This window comes from Pedobacter sp. BMA (assembly GCF_001027745.1).
Taxonomy (GTDB): Bacteria; Bacteroidota; Bacteroidia; order Sphingobacteriales; family Sphingobacteriaceae; genus Pedobacter.
The window spans coordinates 131,470-153,557 of the sequence record NZ_LECU01000004.1; the positions used below are offsets into that span (position 1 = coordinate 131,470).

Annotated in this window: 20 protein-coding genes; 11 read left to right on the plus strand and 9 right to left on the minus strand. The window is 40.3% G+C overall.

What is annotated here, in order from left to right:
- The first annotated feature begins 71 nt into the window (after positions 1–71).
- From AB669_RS06865 to AB669_RS06885, 5 genes are read left to right on the plus strand one after another with little or no spacing between them, the layout of a single operon-like run.
- Entirely contained in the window at positions 72–752 is a 681-nt protein-coding gene (locus AB669_RS06865; protein ID WP_047798574.1) for a DUF1080 domain-containing protein, read from the plus strand.
- A gap of 53 nt (positions 753–805) precedes the next feature.
- Positions 806–2,041: a nucleoside permease gene (locus AB669_RS06870; RefSeq protein WP_047798575.1), complete on the plus strand. Its 1,236-nt coding sequence runs from the start codon at positions 806–808 to the stop codon at positions 2,039–2,041.
- Between the two features lie 3 nt (positions 2,042–2,044).
- Entirely contained in the window at positions 2,045–2,929 is an 885-nt protein-coding gene (locus tag AB669_RS06875) for a hydroxypyruvate isomerase family protein (protein ID WP_047798576.1), read from the plus strand.
- Positions 2,930–2,939: 10 nt separating this feature from the next.
- Complete coding sequence (locus tag AB669_RS06880) at positions 2,940–3,812, plus strand: sugar phosphate isomerase/epimerase (protein WP_047798577.1); 873 nt, start codon at positions 2,940–2,942, stop codon at positions 3,810–3,812.
- Between the two features lie 5 nt (positions 3,813–3,817).
- On the plus strand, positions 3,818–4,687 hold the full coding sequence (locus AB669_RS06885) for a sugar phosphate isomerase/epimerase (RefSeq protein ID WP_047798578.1): 870 nt from the start codon (positions 3,818–3,820) through the stop codon (positions 4,685–4,687).
- A 69-nt stretch (positions 4,688–4,756) separates the two neighbouring features.
- Here AB669_RS06885 and AB669_RS06890 read toward each other — a convergent pair whose 3' ends face one another.
- Complete coding sequence (locus AB669_RS06890; RefSeq protein WP_047798579.1) at positions 4,757–5,764, minus strand: lamin tail domain-containing protein; 1,008 nt, start codon at positions 5,762–5,764, stop codon at positions 4,757–4,759.
- Between the two features lie 49 nt (positions 5,765–5,813).
- On the opposite strand from AB669_RS06890, the gene AB669_RS06895 reads away from it, so the two are divergent.
- The 5 genes from AB669_RS06895 to AB669_RS06915 all read left to right on the plus strand — a co-directional run bounded on the left by AB669_RS06895 (position 5,814) and on the right by AB669_RS06915 (position 11,256).
- Positions 5,814–6,803, plus strand: a complete 990-nt coding sequence (locus AB669_RS06895; RefSeq protein ID WP_047798580.1) for an aspartate-semialdehyde dehydrogenase — start codon at positions 5,814–5,816, stop codon at positions 6,801–6,803.
- Positions 6,804–6,876: 73 nt separating this feature from the next.
- Positions 6,877–8,280 carry a D-alanyl-D-alanine carboxypeptidase/D-alanyl-D-alanine-endopeptidase gene (dacB, locus tag AB669_RS06900; RefSeq protein ID WP_053058315.1) on the plus strand — a complete coding sequence of 468 codons (1,404 nt, stop codon included), beginning with the start codon at positions 6,877–6,879 and terminating at the stop codon, positions 8,278–8,280.
- 96 nt (positions 8,281–8,376) lie between these two features.
- Entirely contained in the window at positions 8,377–9,207 is an 831-nt protein-coding gene (locus AB669_RS06905) for an alpha/beta hydrolase (protein ID WP_156166698.1), read from the plus strand.
- A gap of 250 nt (positions 9,208–9,457) precedes the next feature.
- Complete coding sequence (gene eno, locus AB669_RS06910) at positions 9,458–10,753, plus strand: phosphopyruvate hydratase (RefSeq protein WP_047798582.1); 1,296 nt, start codon at positions 9,458–9,460, stop codon at positions 10,751–10,753.
- A gap of 203 nt (positions 10,754–10,956) precedes the next feature.
- Positions 10,957–11,256: a septum formation initiator family protein gene (locus AB669_RS06915; protein WP_047798583.1), complete on the plus strand. Its 300-nt coding sequence runs from the start codon at positions 10,957–10,959 to the stop codon at positions 11,254–11,256.
- Here the strand turns inward: AB669_RS06915 and AB669_RS06920 are convergent, their stop codons facing one another.
- On the minus strand, positions 11,257–11,877 hold the full coding sequence (locus AB669_RS06920) for a trimeric intracellular cation channel family protein (protein ID WP_047798584.1): 621 nt from the start codon (positions 11,875–11,877) through the stop codon (positions 11,257–11,259).
- Positions 11,864–13,948: a hypothetical protein gene (locus AB669_RS06925; RefSeq protein WP_047798585.1), complete on the minus strand. Its 2,085-nt coding sequence runs from the start codon at positions 13,946–13,948 to the stop codon at positions 11,864–11,866. The genes AB669_RS06920 and AB669_RS06925 overlap by 14 nt, the downstream gene beginning before the upstream one ends.
- 150 nt (positions 13,949–14,098) lie before the next feature.
- Here AB669_RS06925 and AB669_RS06930 point away from each other — a divergent pair, with 150 nt between their 5' ends.
- Positions 14,099–14,833, plus strand: coding sequence for a murein L,D-transpeptidase family protein (locus tag AB669_RS06930; RefSeq protein WP_053058316.1), 735 nt, complete (start codon positions 14,099–14,101; stop codon positions 14,831–14,833).
- 55 nt (positions 14,834–14,888) lie between these two features.
- Here the strand turns inward: AB669_RS06930 and fabG are convergent, their stop codons facing one another.
- The 6 genes from fabG to AB669_RS06955 form a co-directional block, all read right to left on the minus strand.
- Positions 14,889–15,632, minus strand: a complete 744-nt coding sequence (gene fabG, locus AB669_RS06935) for a 3-oxoacyl-[acyl-carrier-protein] reductase (protein WP_010599469.1) — start codon at positions 15,630–15,632, stop codon at positions 14,889–14,891.
- Between the two features lie 96 nt (positions 15,633–15,728).
- Positions 15,729–16,805: an agmatine/peptidylarginine deiminase gene (locus AB669_RS06940; RefSeq protein WP_047798586.1), complete on the minus strand. Its 1,077-nt coding sequence runs from the start codon at positions 16,803–16,805 to the stop codon at positions 15,729–15,731.
- A gap of 12 nt (positions 16,806–16,817) precedes the next feature.
- Positions 16,818–17,693, minus strand: a complete 876-nt coding sequence (locus tag AB669_RS06945; protein WP_047798587.1) for a carbon-nitrogen hydrolase — start codon at positions 17,691–17,693, stop codon at positions 16,818–16,820.
- A 236-nt stretch (positions 17,694–17,929) separates the two neighbouring features.
- Positions 17,930–18,151, minus strand: a complete 222-nt coding sequence (locus AB669_RS21775) for a cysteine-rich CWC family protein (RefSeq protein WP_082120610.1) — start codon at positions 18,149–18,151, stop codon at positions 17,930–17,932.
- 128 nt (positions 18,152–18,279) lie between these two features.
- The gene (locus AB669_RS06950) at positions 18,280–20,664 is read right to left on the minus strand and encodes a ribonucleoside-diphosphate reductase subunit alpha (protein WP_047798588.1); all 2,385 of its coding nucleotides are present in this window, start codon (positions 20,662–20,664) and stop codon (positions 18,280–18,282) included.
- Positions 20,665–20,810: 146 nt separating this feature from the next.
- Complete coding sequence (locus AB669_RS06955; RefSeq protein WP_047799040.1) at positions 20,811–21,782, minus strand: ribonucleoside-diphosphate reductase small subunit; 972 nt, start codon at positions 21,780–21,782, stop codon at positions 20,811–20,813.
- Between the last annotated feature and the right edge of the window lie 306 nt (positions 21,783–22,088).

The following is a 22,088-nucleotide window of genomic DNA, read 5'->3' on the forward strand; positions in this document are numbered from 1 at the left end:
TTACGAGGTACGAAGCAAGCTCACTAATAAGATTGCTTCGTACCTCGCAATGACGATAACTTGATTATACAATGAAAAAAATCTTCATATCAGCTTGTATCCTTTTAGCGGTTACGCAAATCGCACAGGCTCAGAAAGGGTTTAAGCCATTATTTGATGGCAAAACCACTAAGGGATGGCACACTTATAACAAAACAGGTGTAGGAAGTGCATGGCAAGTTCAGGATGGCGCCCTGCATCTCGATCTGGCGACAAAAGGAAATGATGGCGGTGGCGACCTGGTTACGGATAAAGAATATGGCGATTTCCATTTAAAATACGACTGGAAGGTTGCACCTAAAGCAAATAGCGGAGTCATTTTTTACGTTCATGAAGATCCTCAATATCACGCTACCTACTCTACAGGACTGGAAATGCAGGTGATTGACAATGATGGTCATGCTGATGGAAAGTTCCCTAAACACCGTGCCGGTGATTTGTACGATCTGGTAAAAAGTAAATCTGAACCGGTTAAGCCTGTAGGCGATTGGAACAAAGCGGAAATTATCAGTAAAAAAGGTAAATTGACTTTAATTTTGAATGGTGTAACCGTTGTGGAAACTACCCTATGGGATGCAAACTGGAAAACGATTGTTGCAGGCAGTAAGTTTGCCACCTGGAAAGACTGGGGTACTTTCAAAACCGGTAAAATTGCTTTGCAAGATCATGGCGATGAAGTGTGGTATAAAAACATCTCTATAAAAGAACTTTAAATCATTGATTTTGTACCTTAACCATCTTACATAAAATAATAATTACTAGCCAAATGAATACCATCACACGTTTCAAACTCTCCACCATGATGTTCCTGGAATTTTTTATCTGGGGTGCATGGTTTGTAACCCTGGGCACATTTTTAGCCAACAACCTGAAAGCTACAGGCGCCGAAACAGGCGCTGTATTTTCTACCCAATCATGGGGAGCTATTATTGCGCCTTTCATCATCGGGTTAATTGCCGACCGATATTTCAATGCGGAAAAAATATTAGGCGTGCTACATATCATTGGTGCCATTCTGATGTATCAAATGTATAATGCAACGGATGTTAGCGTATTCTACCCATATGTACTGGCCTACATGATTCTTTTCATGCCAACACTTGCATTGGTGAACTCGGTTTCTTTTAATCAGATGCAGGATCCTGAAAAGGAATTTGCGAATATCAGGGTGTTTGGAACAATCGGCTGGATCGTTGCTGGCTTGCTCATCAGCTATGCATTCCATTGGGATTCACCGGAAGGTATTCAATCAGGCTTACTAAAAAGCACATTCCTGATGGCAGGAATTGTTTCACTAGGCTTAGGGCTATTTAGTTTCACACTACCTGCTACACCACCAAAAGTGGCTAAAGGTGAGAAAATAAAAGTAAGCGACATCCTGGGTTTAGATGCGCTGAAACTATTGAAGGATAAAAACTTTGCAGTCTTTTTCATTTCTTCTATTTTAATTTGTATTCCACTGGCCTTTTATTACCAGAACGCCGGTTTATTCCTGGCTGATATCAAGGTAGAAAATCCAACGGGAAAAATGGCAATTGGCCAGGTTTCAGAAGCCTTATTTTTGTTGGCTATCCCGGTATTCTTTTCAAAATACGGTTTCAAAAAAACCATTTTGGTAGGTATGCTGGCCTGGGCTATCCGATACGTTTTGTTCGCCTTTGGAAATGCCGGTGATTTAAGTTTTATGCTGCTTATTGGTATTGCTTTACACGGAGTATGTTACGATTTCTTCTTCGTTTCTGGTCAGATTTACACCAACTCTAAGGCAGGCGAAAAGTTTAAAAGCGCTGCACAGGGACTAATCACACTGGCAACTTATGGTGTTGGTATGTTAATTGGTTTTGCTGTTGCGGGTAAAATATCGGATGCCTATAAATCAGCAGAGGGTGTAATGGACTGGAAAATGGTTTGGATCATTCCAGCTGGAATTGCCGCAGTTGTATTCCTGCTATTTGCTGTATTGTTTAATGATAAAAGTAAATCGGAAACGGTAGCTGCATAATCCATGAGCCTGAACAGAAGAAATGCATTAAAGAACATCATTGCAGGAACTGCTGCAATTGGTGTTTCTTCCGGTTTAACTGCTTTAGCAGCAGAACAGCCAGATGTCAATAAAACCGAAGCTTTGAAAGGAAATATCAATCATGCTGTATGCCGCTGGTGTTTTAGCACTTTGGATGTGGAAACGCTATGTACTGAAGCTAAGAACATCGGCATCAAAGGCATTGATCTGGTTGGTCCTAAAGACTGGCCGATACTTAAAAAACATGGCCTGGTATCCACCATGTGCAACGGCGCCGAAATTAATCTGGTTGATGGTTTTAACGACAAGCAATTTCATGAAACGCTGATTAAAAACTATTCTGCAATGATTCCACTGATAGCACAAGCCGGGTATAAAAACCTAATTTGTTTTAGTGGAAACAGAAGGGGAAAAGACGATGAAACTGGATGGAATAATTGCGTTGAAGGCCTGAAACAATTGATGCCATTGGCAGAAAAACATGGGGTGGTGCTGGTTATGGAATTGCTCAACAGCAAAATAAATCATAAAGATTACCAGTGTGATAAAACCGCCTGGGGAGTTGAACTTTGTAAACGTCTGGGGTCTGAAAACTTCAAACTGCTTTACGATATCTATCACATGCAAATTGATGAAGGCGATGTGATCAGGACAATCAAAGAAAACCATCAGTACATTGCCCACTACCATACCGCTGGGGTTCCGGGAAGGAATGAGATCGATGAAAGTCAGGAGCTTTATTACCCGGCGATAATGAAAGCTATTGCCGAAACCGGTTTCAAAGGTTATGTGGCGCAGGAATTTATACCAAAAAATGCAGATAAACTGGGCTCATTAAAAAAAGCAATAGCCATCTGTGATATTTAAGTCTGGCATTATGTTAACAAGAAGAAGTTTTATACTAAGTAGCAGTATGGCTGCCGCAGCAGCATTATTAATCCCGTCTTTTGCCTGCTCAGGTGAAAAGAAAAACGTAGGATTGCAGCTCTGGTCGCTAAGGGATGAGCTACCAAAAGATGTTAAAGGAACGATTGAAAAAGTTGCAAAAGCTGGCTTCACTCAAATAGAATCGTACGGTTTTTCCATTAAGGATCAATTCTGGGGCTTATCGCCGGTAGACTTTAATAAATTGCTGGAAGCGAATAACTTAACCATGCCAAGCGGTCATTACAGCTTAACCAGTTTTTTATCAGAAGGTAAAACCGAAGAACTGGAAGCTGCTATTGCTGCGGCTAAAGTGTTGGGAAGCGACTACGTTACCGTGCCCTGGCTTGAAGAAAGTATCCGTAAAAATGCAGATGATTACAAGACATTAGCTAAACGCTTAAACCTTGCCGGTAAAATGTGTAAAGATGCCGGATTAAGGGTAGCCTATCATAACCACAATTTCGAGTTCGATAAACAAGGTGATACCACCGGGTATCAGATTTTGCTAAGTGAAACAGACAAAAATCTGGTAGACTTTGAACTGGATTTATACTGGGTGGTTCGTTCTGGTAACGACCCGCTTAAATTATTTAAAGAAAACCCGGGACGTTTCACCATGTGGCATGTCAAAGACATGGACAAAACAGATCCGGCTTTAAATGCTGAGGTTGGAACCGGCTCGATTGATTTTAAGCCCATTTTTGCGGATGCAAAACTTTCTGGCATGAAACACTTTTTTATAGAGCACGAGAGTAATTATAAGCCAAATCCTATGGAATCTGTAGCAGCAAGCTGCGCATACGTTAAAAAAGAATTAATTTAAATACTATGAATTCTAGAAGAAACTTTATTAAGCAGGCAAGCTTTGCCGCTGGTGCTGCTTTGCTTATCCCCTCTTTTGCATTCGATAAAGCGAGTAAAAATGTTGGCTTGCAATTGTATACATTGAGAGACCTTTTGCCTAAAGATGTAACAGGTGTAATTGAAAAAGTTGCGCAGGCAGGTTATAAAGAAGTTGAAACTTACGGTTTCTCGAACGGAAAATTCTGGAATTTAACTACTAAGGAATTTAAATCATTATTAGATGCCAATGGCTTAAAAGCACCAAGCGGTCATTACGGAATGGACGATTTTATGAAAACAGGCAGTACCGATAAACTAAAAGCAGACATTGAATCTTCAGCTGCTCTTGGAGGCAAATATTTTACCATTGCAGGGGCTCATGTGGATATGACGAAGGGTGCAGATGGCTTTAAGAAAACTGCTGCTGACTTCAATAAGGTTGCAGAAATTGCAAAAGCTTCAGGCTTAAAATTTGCCTATCACAACCACGATTTCGAGTTCAAAAAGCTGGGAGATACTACAGGATACGATGTTTACCTTCAGGAAACCGATAAAAACCTGGTGAGCTTCGAAATGGATTTGTACTGGGTAGTCCGATCTGGCAACGATCCCCTGGCATTGTTTAAGAAATATCCTGGCCGCTTCCCAATGTGGCATGTGAAAGATATGGATAAAGCTAAGCCAGAATTAAATACAGAAGTTGGTAAAGGTTCAATCGATTTCAAAAAAATATTTGCGCAGGCTAAATTATCAGGAATGCAAAACTTTTTTGTTGAGCACGAGAACAATTATCAGCCAGATCAGATCGGGTCGATTACCACAAGTTGTGCCTACATTAAAGCCAATCTGATATAGTAAAAAGCACTGGTCTTAGCTAAAGTTTGGGACCAGTGCTTTTGATTTGCGGAAATATAATACGCTCAACTAGTTTAGCTTCCCCGCCAGTACACAGGTATTTTTAAAACGTTTTGTGGAACCGTTCAGGTCAAAAACGTCAAATACCACAACATAGATTCCGATGCCGGCTTTTAATCCGCTATCATCAAGTCCATCCCAGCTCAAAGTTCCGCTGGTACCTATCGTTTGATTTTTCAACAGCTTACGGATCAGCCTCCCCCTGTCAGTGTAAATGTTGACTGTTGCCAGCATCGAATTTTCTGCAAACTGATAATCCAGGTTTAGGATGTCGTCATAACCATCTCCATCGGGTGAAAAGGTTTTACGCGCTAACCGTACAAAGTTTTCTTCTCCTGAGGCTTCCTGAGAATTTTTGTAAGTCGGTGTAGCGCAACCTGCTACCGCAGCTGCAGATTTAAAATTGGCAGGGTCATTAGTATCCACACTGAAAGAAACCCGTTCTATCGATATCCCGTCTTCATCCTGAATAAGGGGATGATGAACCTTTGCATTGTAGTTTAACCGGTCGATGATCACATTGTTACTTAAGAGCACTACCGAGCCCTTATCGTTACTAAAAGCAGGCAGACTACCAATTTGTACAAACTGAGCTGGGAATTTCGTATAATAATTTTCTTTGATATTGGCTTGATTACTCGTAATCACATAATAACTTCCTGCCGGGATCATCAGCCTAACTGCAGAAACACTTTTAATGCTCGCTGGTTCACCTGCAGAATTTATGTTGGCCAGCTGAAGATCCTTCAAATCTATTTCATGACTGGTATTGTTGTATATTTCGACAAAATCAACCCCACCGGGCCGCGGATTAAACAATACTTCAGAAATCAGAATATCGCCTTTACTGATTATCCGCAGAGGAATATCAGGCTTCAGGCAGCTTCTGTGGACCAGCTTTTCTGGGATGGGTGGCCGGATCATTCTATCCTCCTGTTCGTTAGCAGAAACCGGATTGAGAATATTTAAAGCAAAATTAACGTGTAACAATAGGGATATAAGCTTAATTTTTACCATATTTGGACTTATATCAAATGTTTAATAAATATAATAATTAAAATTTAAAATGAAAGTAGCAGTAGTAGGTGCAACCGGATTGGTTGGTACCGTAATGTTAAAAGTATTGGAGGAAAGAAATTTCCCTTTGACAGAGTTGATTCCCGTAGCATCAGAAAAGAGTGTTGGTAAGGAAATTACTTTTAAGGGTAAGAAGTTCCCAATCGTTAGCATGGACACTGCAATTGGCATGAAACCTGATATCGCATTGTTTTCTGCCGGTGGAAATACTTCATTGGAACATGCACCACGCTTTAAAGAAGCTGGAACAACGGTAATTGATAATTCATCTGCCTGGAGAATGGATCCTGCAGTTAAACTTATCGTTCCGGAAGTGAATGCACACGAGCTGTCGATTGACAATAAGATTATCGCAAACCCAAACTGTTCTACCATCCAGATGGTGGTGGTTTTAAAACCTTTACACGACAAATACAAAATCAAACGTGTAGTGGTATCTACTTATCAATCCGTTACAGGAACAGGCGTTAAGGCTGTTGATCAGTTAATGAACGAGCGTGCAGGTATTGATGGGCCTAAAGCTTATCCGTACGAAATTGATCTGAATGTCCTTCCCCATATCGATGTTTTCATGGATAACGGTTACACGAAAGAGGAAATGAAAATGGTAAAGGAAACGAACAAAATCATGAGCGATAACAGCATTAAGGTTACTGCAACTACCGTTCGTATTCCGGTAATGGGTGGTCACTCTGAATCAGTAAACATTGAGTTCGAGAATGATTTCGACCTGGCGGAAGTGCGTAGTATTTTAGAAAAAGCACCGGGTGTAATCGTAGTAGATGATGTTGCCAACTTAAAATACCCGATGCCGAAAGATGCACATGAAAAAGATGAAGTATTTGTAGGTCGAATCCGCAGGGATGAATCTGCACCTAAAGCTTTAAATCTTTGGATTGTAGCCGACAATTTGCGTAAAGGCGCTGCAACAAACGCAGTTCAGATTGCTGAATACTTAATTCAAAAAGAGTTAGTTTAAAATAAACAAGAGCCCTTCAAATTAAAATTGAAGGGCTTTTTTATGCGCTCTCCAAAATGAAGTCAATCACGAAATGAAATTTTTCAATCTATTAGTCCTATGTGTCTTTTCTTTTGCCACAGCGAATGCACAAAGCAAAATTCAAAACCTGGAAAAAGCCTTCAACATTTTATTAGCTGATGATCAGGCGAGGCATGCCATCACTTCGCTATGTGTGTTAGATGCCAATACCGGCAAAACCCTTTTTGCGAAAAATGAGCAGATTGGTCTGGCTACAGCCTCAACGCTTAAAACGATTACTGCAGCTACGGCATTTAGCATTTTAGGAAAAGATTTCCAGTACCAGACTACACTTGCCTATACAGGCAGCATTACAGGCGGAACTTTAAACGGAAACCTGATCATCATTGGGAGCGGCGACCCCACTTTGGGATCATGGCGCTATCAAAACAAAGAAAACAATGTTTTAACGCAATGGGTTTCAGCAATTAAATCTGCCGGCATAACAAAAATAGAAGGCGCCATCATTGGCGACGACCGCATTTTTGGTACGCAGACGACCGCTGAGGGTTGGGTATGGCAAGACATTGGTAATTATTATGGCGCGGGCACATCAGGCCTGGCCTGGAGAGAGAATCAGTTTGACATACACCTGAAACCAGGTACCGGGACTGCTGAGGAGGTTAAAATCATCAAGTCTGTACCTCAAACCCCATACATACAAATTGTAAATGAACTAAAAACCGGGGCATCGGGAACAGGCGACAGAGCCTACGCTTTCCTCCCTCCCTACAGCAATATTGCTTACCTGCGCGGTAGCTGGGGTATGGGTATTGGCAAATCAGGCATCTCCGTCGCTCTTCCAGATCCTGCCTATGATTGTGCCTACCGCTTACAGGATACATTGAAAAGGCTCGGCGTTTCCGTAAGCCAGGAGCCTACAACCAGCAGATTGATGAGCTTAAAAAAACTGCCTATCCCATCAGTCACTCAGAAAATCAGTACCATCACCTCTCCCCCTTTAAGTGAAATTGCTTATTGGTTTCTAAAAAAGAGTATCAATCTTTACGGAGAAAGCCTGCTTAAAACCATGGCTTTAAAATCCGGTAAGCCCGCAACAACGGCCAAAGGCGCCGAAACTGAAATAAACTTCTGGGCAGATAAAGGCATTGATAAATCGGCTTTAAATATCATTGATGGTAGTGGATTATCGCCAGGAGACCGCATCACCACTTCAGCAATGGCAGCGGTTTTATTTCAGGTTCAGAAAGAAACCTGGTTTCCTGATTTCTACAAAGCCTTACCCGAATACAACGGGATGAAAATTAAAAGCGGAACGATAAACGATGTATCTGCATTTGCAGGTTATCATACAGATGCATCAGGTAATAAATATATAGTGGTAATTAACATCAACAATTACAGTGGAAGCGGCATTAACAAAAAGCTGTTCAAAGTTTTAGATGAGTTGAAATAAATTGATGTTTCGGTCCTGAACCAATTAAAAACTGAACCTATACAGGGAAGTTTTCATTCAAAAAAATCTAATTGTAAAACCATTGCAAACAGAATTTTGAATTTAGATGTTGATATTACCATGGATATTACCGTATCGAAGCAAAACAACCAATCTAAAGAGGATAATGTGACATATACATTTGGCGATCACGTCCATGTTGTTGACGATGCCTTTTTTATGCCACAGCTTGGTAAGCACCGAAAAATCTGGATCTACCTACCAAAAAGCTACAAACATTCCAGCAAAAAATACCCTGTGCTTTATATGCACGACGGGCAAAATCTGTTCCATGCTACACCTCCCAGAAACGATGAGTGGGCAGTAGATTCAGTAATAGATGGCCTTATTCGGGATGGGGAAAAGGAAATGATTGTTGTGGGGATTGATCACGGAGACCAGGACAGGATGAATGAATACAACCCATATGATAGTGAGCATGGAAAAGGAGAAGGAAAAGCTTATGCTCAATTTATTGCTGAAACATTAAAACCCTATATTGATTCAACCTACAGAACTTTATCAGATGTCAAAAATACCACTATTGCAGGCAGCTCAATGGGCGGATTGATATCCATGTATGCCATATCAGCTTACCCGGGAATATTTGGAGCTGCCGGCATTTTCAGCCCTTCATTTTGGGTGGCACCGGATATCTTTAACGAGGTTGAGGATCATTTAAGTGCTCTTAAAAAAAGCAAAATCTTTTTTGTTGCCGGAGATAAGGAAGGATCAAAAATGATTGATAATGTCAGAAAAGCCTATAATCTATTAAGCCCGGATACCACCAACCCCAATATTGTATTTATTGAAAAAGAAGACGGCAAACATACTGAATGGTTTTGGCACCGGGAGTTCGTTACTTTCTATCGGTTTATTGCACAGTAAATTCATCCTGACCCACCGCTTACAAAAACAGATCAAGACGTATTCGATCCATTATGGTTACTTGTTTCCGGTGATCAAAACCCTTCTGTATTAATTTAAAGTTAATGTATAATTAAGCAAGACCACTATCCTAACATTAACGCTCAAAACGCTTTATTTATTTAAAAATAATACTAACTTTGATGTTGCGCTTAGTAATTGTATTTTATACACTAAGCAGGTTAAAAAATCAACAAAAAATCAAATAAAAATGAGCATAATTGTTAATGTCCATGCAAGACAAATCCTCGATTCAAGGGGTAATCCAACAGTAGAAGTAGAAGTAGTTACAGAAGCAGGCGCTTTTGGCCGTGCAGCTGTACCAAGCGGTGCATCTACCGGACAATATGAAGCTGTTGAATTACGTGACGGAGATAAATCTACATATTTAGGTAAAGGCGTTTTAAAAGCTGTTGAAAATGTAAATACTAAAATCGCTGAGGCTTTAAGAGGTATCGATGTTTTTGAGCAAAACGCTATCGATAAATTAATGTTAGAACTTGATGGTACTGAAAACAAAGGTAACTTAGGTGCAAACGCAATTTTAGGGGTTTCTTTAGCAGTTGCTAAAGCTGCTGCTGATGAAATTGGTCAACCTCTATACCGTTACATCGGTGGTGTAAACGCCAACACGTTACCAATTCCAATGATGAACATCATCAATGGAGGTTCTCACTCTGATGCGCCTATCGCATTTCAGGAGTTTATGATTATGCCAGTTGGTGCACCTTCTTTTTCTGAAGCTTTACGTTGGGGTACTGAAGTATTCCATAGCTTAAAGAAAATCCTTCACGACAGAGGATTATCTACCGCTGTAGGTGATGAAGGTGGTTTCGCTCCGACATTTGATGGTACTGAAGATGCAATTGAAACAGTATTAAAAGCTATTGAAACTGCTGGTTATAAACCAGGTTCGCAAATTTGTTTAGCATTAGACTGTGCTTCATCTGAGTTCTACAAGGATGGTAAGTACGATTATACTAAATTTGAAGGTGCTACAGGCGTAATTCGTTCAAGCGAAGAACAAGCACAATATTTAGCTGACCTTTCTGCGAAATATCCAATCATTTCTATTGAGGATGGTATGGATGAAAACGACTGGACTGGCTGGAAAAGCTTAACCGACAAAATTGGCGATCACGTTCAATTAGTGGGTGATGACTTATTCGTAACCAATGTAACCCGTTTACAACGTGGTATCGACGAAGACACAGCAAACTCTATCTTAGTAAAAGTAAACCAGATCGGTTCATTAACTGAAACCATCAATGCGGTTACTTTAGCTCAAAACAGTGGTTATACTTCGGTAATGAGTCACCGTTCTGGCGAAACTGAAGATGTAACCATCGCTGATTTAGCTGTTGCCTTAAACTGCGGTCAGATTAAAACAGGTTCTGCTTCACGTTCAGACAGGATTGCAAAATACAATCAATTATTACGTATCGAAGAAGAATTAGGTGAGAACGCACGTTTTATCGGTTCTAAATTCAAATACGCTAAAAAATAAACCTTATTCCTTTAAAGGAATTAAGAAAACCAAGGCAGTATTTTTGCCCTGCGTGTTAAGAAGTTGAAAAACTTATTTGAAGAACATCCGGACATTTAAAATCTTCGGATGTTTTTTTATACATTTACGTCATTGCGAGGTACGAAGCAATTTTTTAGGTAAGATTACTTCGTACTTCGCAATGACGATTTTGAGAACAAACCATGAAACGTTTAATAGACCTTTTCCGGAACAAATATTTTCTTGCAACCGCTGCCTTTGCTGTATGGATGCTGTTTTTCGATAAAAACGATATGATGTCGCAATACGAATACCGCAGTCAGGCCAATAAATTACAGGAAGAAAAGGAATACTTTGAAAAAGAAACCGCCCAGGTTAAAAAAGATTTAAACGAACTCAGCACTAACCTGAACACAGCAGAAAAGTTTGCCCGCGAGAAATACTTCATGAAAAAAGATAATGAAGACGTTTTTGTAATTATCAGGGAAGAGAAAAAAGACTAATCAGTACTCAAACTTTGGCAGTGAAAGTTTAAACTTAACGGCAATAATCCTGAACACGAATATAAAAGCCACGACAGCAAGTTTCGCTACCACACTCTCAACATTAATTTTAATGAGCAGGTAATAAAGCATACCGCCCAAAATACAGGCAGATGCATATATCTCTCTTCTGAAAACCAGGGGAATGGTGTTTAGTAGGGTATCTCTGATGATTCCACCAAAGCAACCGGTAATTGTACCCAGTGTAATACAAATTCCCGGATTCAAACCGAAAGCAATTCCTTTTAACAATCCAACCATCGTGAATAAGCCCAGTCCCAGGCTATCGAACAGAAAAAGTGTAATCTTCATTTTCTGTACGTGGGTTTTAAAAAACATCGTAATCAGTGCCGTAAATAAAATCAGCAAACAGGTTTGCATATCCCGCATCCAGGCAACAGGGGTATCCCCTATTAATAAATCACGAACCGTTCCGCCACCTATGGCTGTAACAAAGGCAATAATTAGCACCCCAAACGGGTCGAGCTTACGTTGCATTGCAGTAAACGTACCGGAAATGGCGAAGGCAATAGTACCCAAAACCTCAATGACTTCAGATGTAGAAATGTTAAAGTTCACCATTTCGTTTACGTAAAAACCACTCCATGCTTAACAACAGCATAATAACTGCAAATAACCACTTCATATTAATCAGCTCATTATATTTACGGTCTTCGTAGCTAATGGTTTTGATGTTATCATTCCTGAGAATCTCATCAGCAATTTTTATTAAGTCTGCAGGCATGAATAGCTTTCCATTAGTTTGTCTGGCAATTGTATTCAGTAACTGATGATTCGCGGTGGTTTGCTGAAATTCCGCAATTAAAGCATTCACGTAAAAACTACCTGTAGCAGTAAATTTCTGCCCACCCATTGATGTGCTGGCAACGTATGAATAACTTCCCGCCGGCATAATCCCTGCATCCAGCTGATAGGCATTTTCAGTTTTAGAGAAAACATAGTTAAATACTTTTCCTGCACCGTTTTTCACCTGAAGATTAACCTCCGGTTCGTTTACGGGCTGGTAACTTTCATTATAAAGCGTTCCATTGAACTGAATGGATTCATTTTCATCGTAAGCGGGTTTTGAGGTAAACACTTTAAATCTTCTTCTATCATCCTTTACCGACAGATACTGAATGGTTTTTGAAATTAAATCATTTACCGCTGATTGCTCGTTCTGGCTTTCAGGTTCTGATAACTTCCAGCGCCAAAGTCCCTCTCCCATCAGATAACCTGTTTTTAACCCATTTTCATTTGCAAAAAACATTAATGGCTGCTGGGTACTTACTTTACCAACACGCTGGTTAAAAATGGCTGCAACGCTGGCATTAACGGTGAGCCTCCCAAATGGGCAAATCAAGGGATCAAATGAGGTAAACTGCTTTTTGTCTTCTTCAGCAATATTAAAACTGGTGAAGCCATTTGAAATATCAGCATAAACTTCCTGAGTGGAACCATTTGCCGAAGATAAGTTAACCTGATTTTGAATTTGATTAAACGCATTGGGATTGCTTTGCGCACCCAAAATATACCATAAAGGCTTTTTAGCGGCAATCACTTTCTGCAAAAATGGAGCGGAAGTCTGCTGAGCATCCGGCAACTGATAAAGTACGATCAGATCAAACTTTGAAGGCTCTACGGCGCTCAAATCATCTGCCAGGACCAACTTAGCTTCATAATGCTTATTCATCGCTATAGCGTCTTTCAATATCCCCAAATCAGGATGTGGGCCCGCGGCAGCCAGCAATACTTTTTGTCTTCCGTCGATGACCTCTACATAAAAGGTATACGCATTATTTCTGGTGGTAATTTCGTTTTGAAGCTTACCCAATTGAACCGTGTATTGCTGAACGCCGGTTTTGCCAGCGTGCAGCTTCACGGGAATGGTTTTTACAAAAGCATTCGCATTGATGGCTACAGTTTGCTGTGCCACTTTAGTCCCGTTTGCACTAACTGTTAAAGCGGTCTGCTCCCCATCACTTTGAAAAGCCTGAACCTGTACTTCAATGGTAAAGTCATCATCCAGGTAAACCATGTTGTTGTAGTTTACATTCGAAATCAAAACATCACGCTTTGGAACACTATCGCCCAAAGCTACCGTATAAACCGGAGCATTGATCTGATTGATGCTATATAAAGGGTTTCCCCCACCATTAAAAATACCATCAGTTGCCAGAACAATTGCCCCAACATTCCTGTTAGTATATTCATCTCTGATCTTCTGAAAGAAAGCAGCACCATTAGTAAGTTTGCCCTGATAACCAAAATTAAAACCTTCGGCAACCGAATCACCAAAATTGTAGGTTTTCACCTCGTATTTATCGGACAGTTTATCCTGCAGGATTTTTAGGTTTCGCTCAAACAATATTTGGTCGAAACCTTGTGCTTTAACCTGACCAACAGAAAGGGAATTATCCTGACCAATAATGATTACAGGTTTATCGAGCGTATAAGTCAGTGTTTTAATCAGCGGCGAGAACAACAGCCAGGCAATTGCGGTAACAGCCAGCACCCTAAGCGCCGTTAAGCCATAATGGAGCTTTCTGTCGAGATTTTTATTCCCCCGGTACAGCAACCAGGCATAAAGAATCCCTAAAGCAAGGCAACATAGAAAATACAAAATAGAAGTACCGGCAAAAAAGCTGTTCATATTTTATAAAGATGCTAATTTTGACGATTAACCGCAAAGGCCGCAGTAGATTTAAATTTGCGGCAGAAGCACTTAAACATACAAAAGAGATACCATGCTTTCCATACCAGAATTTACTTGAAATGATTAGCTTTATCTAAACCAAACATCATGAAATTAACCTGTTTAACTATACTTCTTTTCATCAGTATAATGGCTCACGCGCAAAATAACTTCAGGACAACACAAACTAAATTTGAGCGGGTTGAAAAGGCCTATGCTGAAAAATGGGAAACATTGGAGAAATTCTTAAAGGCTGCTGGTTTGGGTGATGGTTTTTCGATGATCATCAACGCCTACAAATCAGAAGGAAAACTGGAGGTATGGTTAAGCGGAAAAGCAGATAAAAAATATTCCCTATTCAAAACGTACGACTTTTGTGCGCATTCAGGTACACTGGGACCAAAGGTAATGGAAGGAGATAAACAAACCCCTGAAGGATTTTATTACCTCAATGCCTTTAATCCGATGAGTAGTTATCACTTGTCGCTCGGCATAAACTATCCCAATTCAGTGGATTTGGAGCGGACAGGTAAAGACAGAAAGCCAGGTAATGATATCTACATCCATGGCAATTGTGTTACCGTTGGCTGTATCCCTTTAACAGATGAAAAGATCAAAGAGGTTTTTATACTTAGCGTAGAAGCAAGAAATGCAGGACAGGAACGAATAGCGGTAAACATCTACCCTTTCAGAATGACCAATGAAAACCTGAAGAATTATGCTCGGCAATACCCTATGCAGCTCAACTTCTGGAAAACACTGCAAAAGGGGTACAGATGGTTTGAAAGGGACAGAAGTCTCCCTGATATAAAAGAATTTAAAGGCAAATATGTTATTAAATAAAAAATCCTGCTGGCTTTTCAACCCGCAGGATTTAAATTTTTATATTTAGTCTTACCTATAGCATTCCGCCGCAAACGGATAAGGTTTGTCCGGTTACATAAGCACTCATATCTGAAGCCAGGAACACACAAACATTCGCAATATCTTCAGTTTCACCAGCACGTTTTAAAGGAATATCCTTTTCCCATCCGGCAACAACCGCAGGGTCTAAAACCTCAGTCATTTCAGTACGGATGAAACCAGGTGCAACCACATTGGCGCGGATATTTCTTGAACCCAATTCCTTCGCCACTGATTTAGTAAAACCAATAATTCCGGCTTTTGAAGCAGCATAATTGGCCTGACCAGCGTTGCCCTGCACACCAACAACCGAACTCATATTGATAAATACGCCTTTACGGGCCTTCATCATTACTTTTGAAGCCGCTTTGGTTACGTTGAAGATCGACTTCAGGTTGATATTGATTACATCATCCCAGTTTTCTTCACTCATACGCATAAGCAAACCGTCTTTGGTAATACCAGCATTATTGACAACGATGTCAATCGTTCCGAACTCGGCCACAATATCATTGATTAACTGCTCTGCCTGATCGAATTTCGATGCATCAGAACGATAGCCTTTAACCTTTGTTCCGAAGCTTTGCAGTTCCTGTTCTAATGCTTCGCCCTTTTCTACTGATGATAAGTATGTAAAAGCCACATTAGCCCCTTGCTCAGCAAATTTTTCAGCTATTTTACGACCGATACCTTTTGAAGCACCCGTAATCAATGCTGTTTTTCCTTCTAATAATTTCATTATGAAATGTTGTAAAGTTGAAATATTTTAATGTTGTAAAGTTAACAACTCTCGTGAAGATATCGTTAAATTGTTTCCATGACTTCCGGCTCAGAATTAAATGGCAGGCTCCTGCTGACTCAGGCAATGGAAGCTTCCCAATCCCCAGATAATATCTACCGAATTGATACCGATCACTTTTCGATCCGGAAAACATTGCTGAATAATATCTAAAGCTTTCTGATCATTCACATCATTGAAAACAGGAACAATTACCGCCGAATTTGCGATATAAAAATTAGCATAAGAAGCTGGTAAACGGGTGTCGTCGAAAATTACCGGTGATGGCATCGGCAGTTCAACGATATTCAATGAGCGGCCGTCTTTCAGTTTCATGGCTTTTAAGGCTTCCAGATTTTCCTGTAGCAGAAGGTAGTTTTCATCTAATGGATTACTTTCCACTACAGTTAGAACGGTATCCTCATTAACAAAACGGGTAATATCGTCAATGTGACCATCCGTATCGTCACCTACAATTCCATCGCCCAACCATAACACCTGTTCCTGTCCGTAATACTCCAGTAAATACTTTTCAATTTGTTCTTTGCTTAAATGTGGGTTCCGGTTCTCGTTCAGTAAACATGCCGTAGTAGTTAAAATTGTCCCGGCACCATTGAACTCTACCGATCCACCTTCCATTACAATGTCGGGGTTAAACAAAGGCAAATTAAACTCTTTCGCGATTTTAGTGGGTACTACATCATCCAGGTCGAACGGTGGGTATTTACCCCCCCACGCATTATAACCCCAGTCAACCACAGCCTTTTCATTACCTTTCAGTAAAAAAGCCGGTCCGTGGTCGCGGCACCAGGCATCATTGGTTTCATTGAAGTAAAATTCAATCTGCGATAGATCGGCATCAACCTTCGTCAACTCTGAAGTTGCAAAAGCCTTCATGGCTTCATCCTTAACATTGATGCGCACTTTTTCACCTTCGGCCACTGCTTTAATAAACTGGCAATAAGGCTCATAAATGGTTTCAATTTTTCCAGGCCAGCTTGCCTCTTTATGCGGCCAGCTTAACCATGTGGCTTCATGTTTTGCCCATTCTGCAGGAAAGGAATATCCCTGTTTCTTAGGGGAGTAATCAAACTGATTGATATTTAAGTATTCTTTAGGAGGAAAATTTGACATGGGTTTACCTGCTTAGTCGTTATCAATAAATCTTTTGGTAATCGGCTGGTAAGAATCAATTCGTCTGTCTCTCAGGAAAGGCCAGTGCTTACGCATAAAATCGCTTTGATCCAGATCCAGTTCCACCACTTCAGTTTCTTCCTGATCGTGGGAAGCCAGGTAAAGCAGCTTACCCTGAGCGTTAGTGGCAAAACTTCCGCCCCAGAATTTCATAGCGCCATCCTGTTCGAAACCCACGCGGTTTACACTTACTACGGGAACGCCATTAGCAACGGAATGCGAGCGTTGAATGGTTTGCCATGCATTGTATTGATCCTGATTGGTTTCTTCATCCTGATCGGTTGCCCAGCCAATGGCCGTTGGGTAGAACATAATGTCTGCACCCATTAAGGCCGTGATGCGGGATGCTTCAGGATACCATTGATCCCAGCAAATCAAAATCCCGATTTTGGCAAACTTCGTTTCAAAAACTTTATAGCCCAGATCACCGGGAGTAAAATAGAATTTTTCGTAAAAAGCCGGATCGTCAGGAATATGCATTTTGCGGTATTTACCTAGATACGATCCATCTGCGTCCAAAACTGCCGTAGTATTATGGTATAAACCAGCAGTGCGCTTCTCAAATAAGGAAGCAATGATGACAACGCCAAGTTCTTTGGCCACCACCTGCAAGGCATCAGTTGAAGGTCCGGGAATAGCTTCGGCCAATTCAAAATTATCGTAATCCTCAACATCACAGAAATACAAAGAGGTAAAAAGCTCCTGCAAACACACAATCTGTGCGCCTTTTGCCGCTGCTTCTCTCACCTTCACAATCGCTTTATTTAAATTTTCCTGCTTATCTTTAGTACAAGTCATTTGTACCAGACCAACTTTTACTTTCTTCATGTCTTCAAATGATAGATTAATAAATCGGTGACTAATTGAATGTTTATTACGCAATACAAACGCATTCACTCAAAATTCACTTATTCGAAATTAATGCGCAAAGTTACTATTTTACAAAAAAGACAAGGGCATAATTGTGTAAATGTTTTTGCTGACTGGTTTGTCTGCTGTACAGATATTATTTCGATTAGAAATCAGAAATGATCTTACTCCGGAAGAGCTCGTATGGTGAAGACCTACATGCTGATTTCTTCTCGGTACTCCTGCTGGAGTTCAAATAAGCATTTGGCACAAAGACATCCATCAAATAGCTCGGAGATGTACTGAACTTCATTAATGCTGAGTTGCACCACACTGCACTGGCATTTAGTGTACGAATTTGCTTTGCATTCAATAGCTGTTCCGCATCTTTCGCAGGGAATGATTTCGTGTTTGCTATGTTTTAAGATTGAAGGCATAAGGTATAATGCTTAAGGATAGTCCAATTGCATTACAAAAATAGGAACAAAAAATAAGGTTTTGAGCCCTAGCCCAAAACCTTACGATATTATTGCGTTTCCAAAGTTGCCTTCAGCATTCAGGGGGTTTAACCTGAACAGCTGATACAGCCTTCCTCCATTGAACAAACTGGTCCGTCTACAATTTCTTCTGCAACCTGATCTGGTGTCATCTGAGCAGGGATAACCGCTTCAATGGCTTTACCACCCTGATTTTCAACTGTAAATTTAACAGCCTGAGATGCAGCTTGAGTACGTAGATAGTACATACCTGTTTTCAATCCTTTTTCCCATGCATAAAAGTGCATTGAAGTTAGTTTTGAAGTATTTGGCGCATTTACGAACAAGTTTAATGATTGCGACTGGCAAATGTAAGCACCACGGTCGGCAGCCATATCGATGATATTACGCATCTTAATTTCCCAAACCGTTTTGTATAGTTCTTTGATATAATCAGGAATAGATGGAATAGCCTGGATTGAACCGTTAGCCAGAATGATCTGATTTTTCATATCATTATTCCATAAACCCAGTGCTACCAGGTCTTTCAATAGATGTTTGTTTACCACTACGAATTCTCCACTCAACACACGGCGGGTATAGATGTTAGAGGTATATGGCTCAAAACATTCGTTATTACCCAAAATTTGAGACGTAGATGCTGTTGGCATTGGTGCTACCAATAGTGAGTTGTACACACCATCTTTAACTACTTTTTTACGTAATGCATCCCAGTCCCAACGACCACTATCAGGCGTTACGTTCCATAAATCAAACTGGAACTGACCTTTAGATAAAGGCGATCCTTTGAAAGTCTGGTAAGGGCCGTTTTTCACTGCCAGATCATGTGAAGCTGTCATCGATGCGAAATAAATCGTTTCGAAGATGTCTTTGTTTAAACGTTTTGCTTCATCACTTTCAAATGGTAAACGCAATAAAATAAAGGCATCAGCTAAACCCTGTACACCTAAACCAACCGGACGGTGGCGCATATTAGAGTTTTCTGCTTCCTGAACCGGATAATAGTTATGATCGATGATTTTATTCAGGTTTAAAGTAGCCTGATAAGTTACATCATATAATTTCTGGTGGTCAAAAGCGCCGTTAATGACAAAGCGTGGAAGTGCTAACGAAGCCAGGTTACAAACTGCTACTTCGTCTTTAGATGTATACTCGATAATTTCAGTACACAAGTTAGAACTTTTAATGGTTCCTAAATTCTGCTGATTCGATTTGCTGTTCGCCGCATCTTTAAACAACATGTAAGGCGTACCTGTTTCAATTTGCGAATCTAATATTGCAAACCAAAGTTCCTGGGCTTTAACGGTCTTTCTTCCGCGGCCTTCTGCTTCATATTTAGCATAAAGCGCTTCAAACTCCTTACCGAAACAATCTGCTAAACCTGGTGCTTCATGCGGGCAGAATAATGTCCAGTCGCCATTATCTTTAACACGTTGCATAAACAAATCATTGATCCAGAGTGCATAGAATAAATCGCGGGCACGCATCTCTTCTTTACCGTGGTTTTTACGTAAATCAAGGAACTCGAAAACATCAGCATGCCAAGGCTCTAAATAAATTGCAAAAGCACCTTTACGTTTACCTCCACCCTGATCTACGTAACGTGCCGTATCATTAAATACACGTAACATTGGGATGATACCATTACTTGTTCCGTTTGTACCACCGATGTATGAACCAGTTGCACGGATATTGTGAATACTTAAACCAATACCACCGGCACTCTGAGAGATTTTGGCAGTTTGTTTTAGCGTATCATAAATACCTTCAATGCTGTCATCCTGCATGGTTAAAAGGAAGCATGAAGACATTTGTGGTTTCGGTGTGGCAGCGTTAAATAATGTTGGTGTAGCATGTGTAAACCAACGCTCACTCATTAAATTATAGGTTTTGATTGCACTTTCAATATCTTCTTTATGGATACCAACCGATACACGCATGAATAAGTGCTGAGGGCGCTCTACAATTGCACCGTTAACTTTTAACAGATATGATTTTTCCAGCGTTTTGAAACCGAAGTAATCAAAGCCGAAATCCCGATCGTAAATGATCGAACTATCTAAAATATCCTTGTTTTTTTCAATGATCTCATAAACATCATCAGCAATAAGCGGTGCCGCTTTCTGTGCTTTCGGGTCAAAATATTCGTACAACATTTTCATTGTACCCGAGAATGACTTGGTTGTATTTTTATGCAGGTTGGATACCGCTATACGCGAAGCCAGCAAAGCATAATCAGGGTGCTTTGTAGTGAGCGACGCAGCAGTCTCTGCTGCAAGGTTATCCAGTTCCGACGTGGTAACGCCATCATATAATCCTTCGATTACCTTTTTGGCAACGTCTATCGGATCTACAAGGTCGGAATTCAAACTGTAGCATAACTTTTGAATACGAGCTGTAATCTTGTCAAATTGCACCGGCTCTTTCCGGCCATCTCTTTTTAGTACGAACATATTTTATGAGATTAATTTTTAGTATCAATAGCGAGCATCAAATATCAAGACTTGAGTGTCGCGTTTATAATTTCTGTTTATTCTAGTATCAAGTTGTAAGTATCAGATATCAAGACCTTATTCCTTCAACCTTTTATCCTTCTACCTTAAAAGTCTTCATCCAATGAAAATGCCTGTGCTTTATTATCTGCCGATGTTAACACACCGCTTTTCTGATAATCACCAACACGTTTTTCGAAGAAGTTAGTTTTACCCTGCAATGAAATCATCTCCATGAAATCGAATGGGTTTGTGGCATTGTAGATCTTTTTGTAGCCCAATTCCTGTAACCATCTGTCGGCCACGAATTCGATGTACTGACTCATTAACTTCGCATTCATCCCAATTAAGGCAACTGGCAAAGCATCAGTAACGAATTCTTTTTCAATTTCCACTGCATCGCTAATGATCGAATGAACCTGCTCTTCGCTCAGTTTGTTACTCAACATGCTGTACAACAAACATGCAAATTCACAGTGTGAGCCCTCGTCCCGTGAAATCAGCTCGTTGCTAAAGGTGAGGCCCGGCATTAAGCCACGCTTTTTTAACCAGAATATAGAGCAGAAGCTTCCGCTAAAGAAAATACCTTCAACCGCAGCAAATGCCACCAACCGTTCAGCAAAAGTCCCGTTCTCGATCCACCTCAGTGCCCATTCTGCTTTTCTTTTCACAGCTGGAACGGTATCAATGGCATGGAAAAGGCGATCCTTTTCCTCAGGGTCTTTAATATAAGTATCGATCAATAATGCATAGGTTTCAGCATGTATATTTTCCATCATAATCTGGAAACCATAGAAACAACGCGCTTCCGGCAACTGTACTTCACTCATGAAATTTACAGCCAGGTTTTCATTAACAATACCATCACTAGCAGAAAAGAAAGCAAGGATATGAGAAATAAAATGTCTTTCTCCATCGTTCAAATTATCCCAGTGTTTTTGGTCGTCAGAAAGATCGATCTCTTCTGCCGTCCAGAAACTAGCTTCGGTCTTTTTATACATTTCCCAGATTGCCGGATATTTGATTGGCAAAAGCACAAATCTGTCTTTGTTTTCTTGTAGTAATAATTCCTGTTCCATAGCTGATACTTTATTTTTTATTGTTCTAATCAGAGCCGACAAAACCCCGCAACCGCCGGTGTTAACAGGCGATTGAAATGTGATGTATTGAAACTCTAGTGAAAGTGCTAACCCCAACGTTAAAGAACTACCGGGTTTTTAGTGATAAAAATTTGAAAAGTGATCTGAGAGATGCACCATTAAACTACTAAAAACTAAGCTTTTATATTTGTTTTCGAACGCAGGAAGTTAAAGAACTTTGTTATAACAAATATAGATACGGCAGGCCTTTTTTGTGAATCAAAGTTGTTAACACCCTAACCCATA

Excerpts from the sequence above, each read along its gene's own strand:
- AB669_RS21775 (WP_082120610.1), bottom strand. The coding sequence starts at position 18,151 with ATGCCTTCAATCTTAAAACATAGCAAACACGAAATCATTCCCTGCGAA.
- AB669_RS06920 (WP_047798584.1), bottom strand. The coding sequence starts at position 11,877 with ATGGTGAACTTTAACATTTCTACATCTGAAGTCATTGAGGTTTTGGGT.
- AB669_RS06945 (WP_047798587.1), bottom strand. The coding sequence starts at position 17,693 with ATGAAGAAAGTAAAAGTTGGTCTGGTACAAATGACTTGTACTAAAGAT.
- AB669_RS06870 (WP_047798575.1), top strand. The coding sequence starts at position 806 with ATGAATACCATCACACGTTTCAAACTCTCCACCATGATGTTCCTGGAA.
- AB669_RS06895 (WP_047798580.1), top strand. The coding sequence starts at position 5,814 with ATGAAAGTAGCAGTAGTAGGTGCAACCGGATTGGTTGGTACCGTAATG.
- AB669_RS06885 (WP_047798578.1), top strand. The coding sequence starts at position 3,818 with ATGAATTCTAGAAGAAACTTTATTAAGCAGGCAAGCTTTGCCGCTGGT.
- AB669_RS06915 (WP_047798583.1), top strand. The coding sequence starts at position 10,957 with ATGAAACGTTTAATAGACCTTTTCCGGAACAAATATTTTCTTGCAACC.
- AB669_RS06940 (WP_047798586.1), bottom strand. The coding sequence starts at position 16,805 with ATGTCAAATTTTCCTCCTAAAGAATACTTAAATATCAATCAGTTTGAT.
- AB669_RS06880 (WP_047798577.1), top strand. The coding sequence starts at position 2,940 with ATGTTAACAAGAAGAAGTTTTATACTAAGTAGCAGTATGGCTGCCGCA.
- AB669_RS06950 (WP_047798588.1), bottom strand. The coding sequence starts at position 20,664 with ATGTTCGTACTAAAAAGAGATGGCCGGAAAGAGCCGGTGCAATTTGAC.
- dacB (WP_053058315.1), top strand. The coding sequence starts at position 6,877 with ATGAAATTTTTCAATCTATTAGTCCTATGTGTCTTTTCTTTTGCCACA.
- fabG (WP_010599469.1), bottom strand. The coding sequence starts at position 15,632 with ATGAAATTATTAGAAGGAAAAACAGCATTGATTACGGGTGCTTCAAAA.
- AB669_RS06925 (WP_047798585.1), bottom strand. The coding sequence starts at position 13,948 with ATGAACAGCTTTTTTGCCGGTACTTCTATTTTGTATTTTCTATGTTGC.
- AB669_RS06890 (WP_047798579.1), bottom strand. The coding sequence starts at position 5,764 with ATGGTAAAAATTAAGCTTATATCCCTATTGTTACACGTTAATTTTGCT.
- eno (WP_047798582.1), top strand. The coding sequence starts at position 9,458 with ATGAGCATAATTGTTAATGTCCATGCAAGACAAATCCTCGATTCAAGG.
- AB669_RS06875 (WP_047798576.1), top strand. The coding sequence starts at position 2,045 with ATGAGCCTGAACAGAAGAAATGCATTAAAGAACATCATTGCAGGAACT.
- AB669_RS06865 (WP_047798574.1), top strand. The coding sequence starts at position 72 with ATGAAAAAAATCTTCATATCAGCTTGTATCCTTTTAGCGGTTACGCAA.
- AB669_RS06930 (WP_053058316.1), top strand. The coding sequence starts at position 14,099 with ATGAAATTAACCTGTTTAACTATACTTCTTTTCATCAGTATAATGGCT.
- AB669_RS06955 (WP_047799040.1), bottom strand. The coding sequence starts at position 21,782 with ATGGAACAGGAATTATTACTACAAGAAAACAAAGACAGATTTGTGCTT.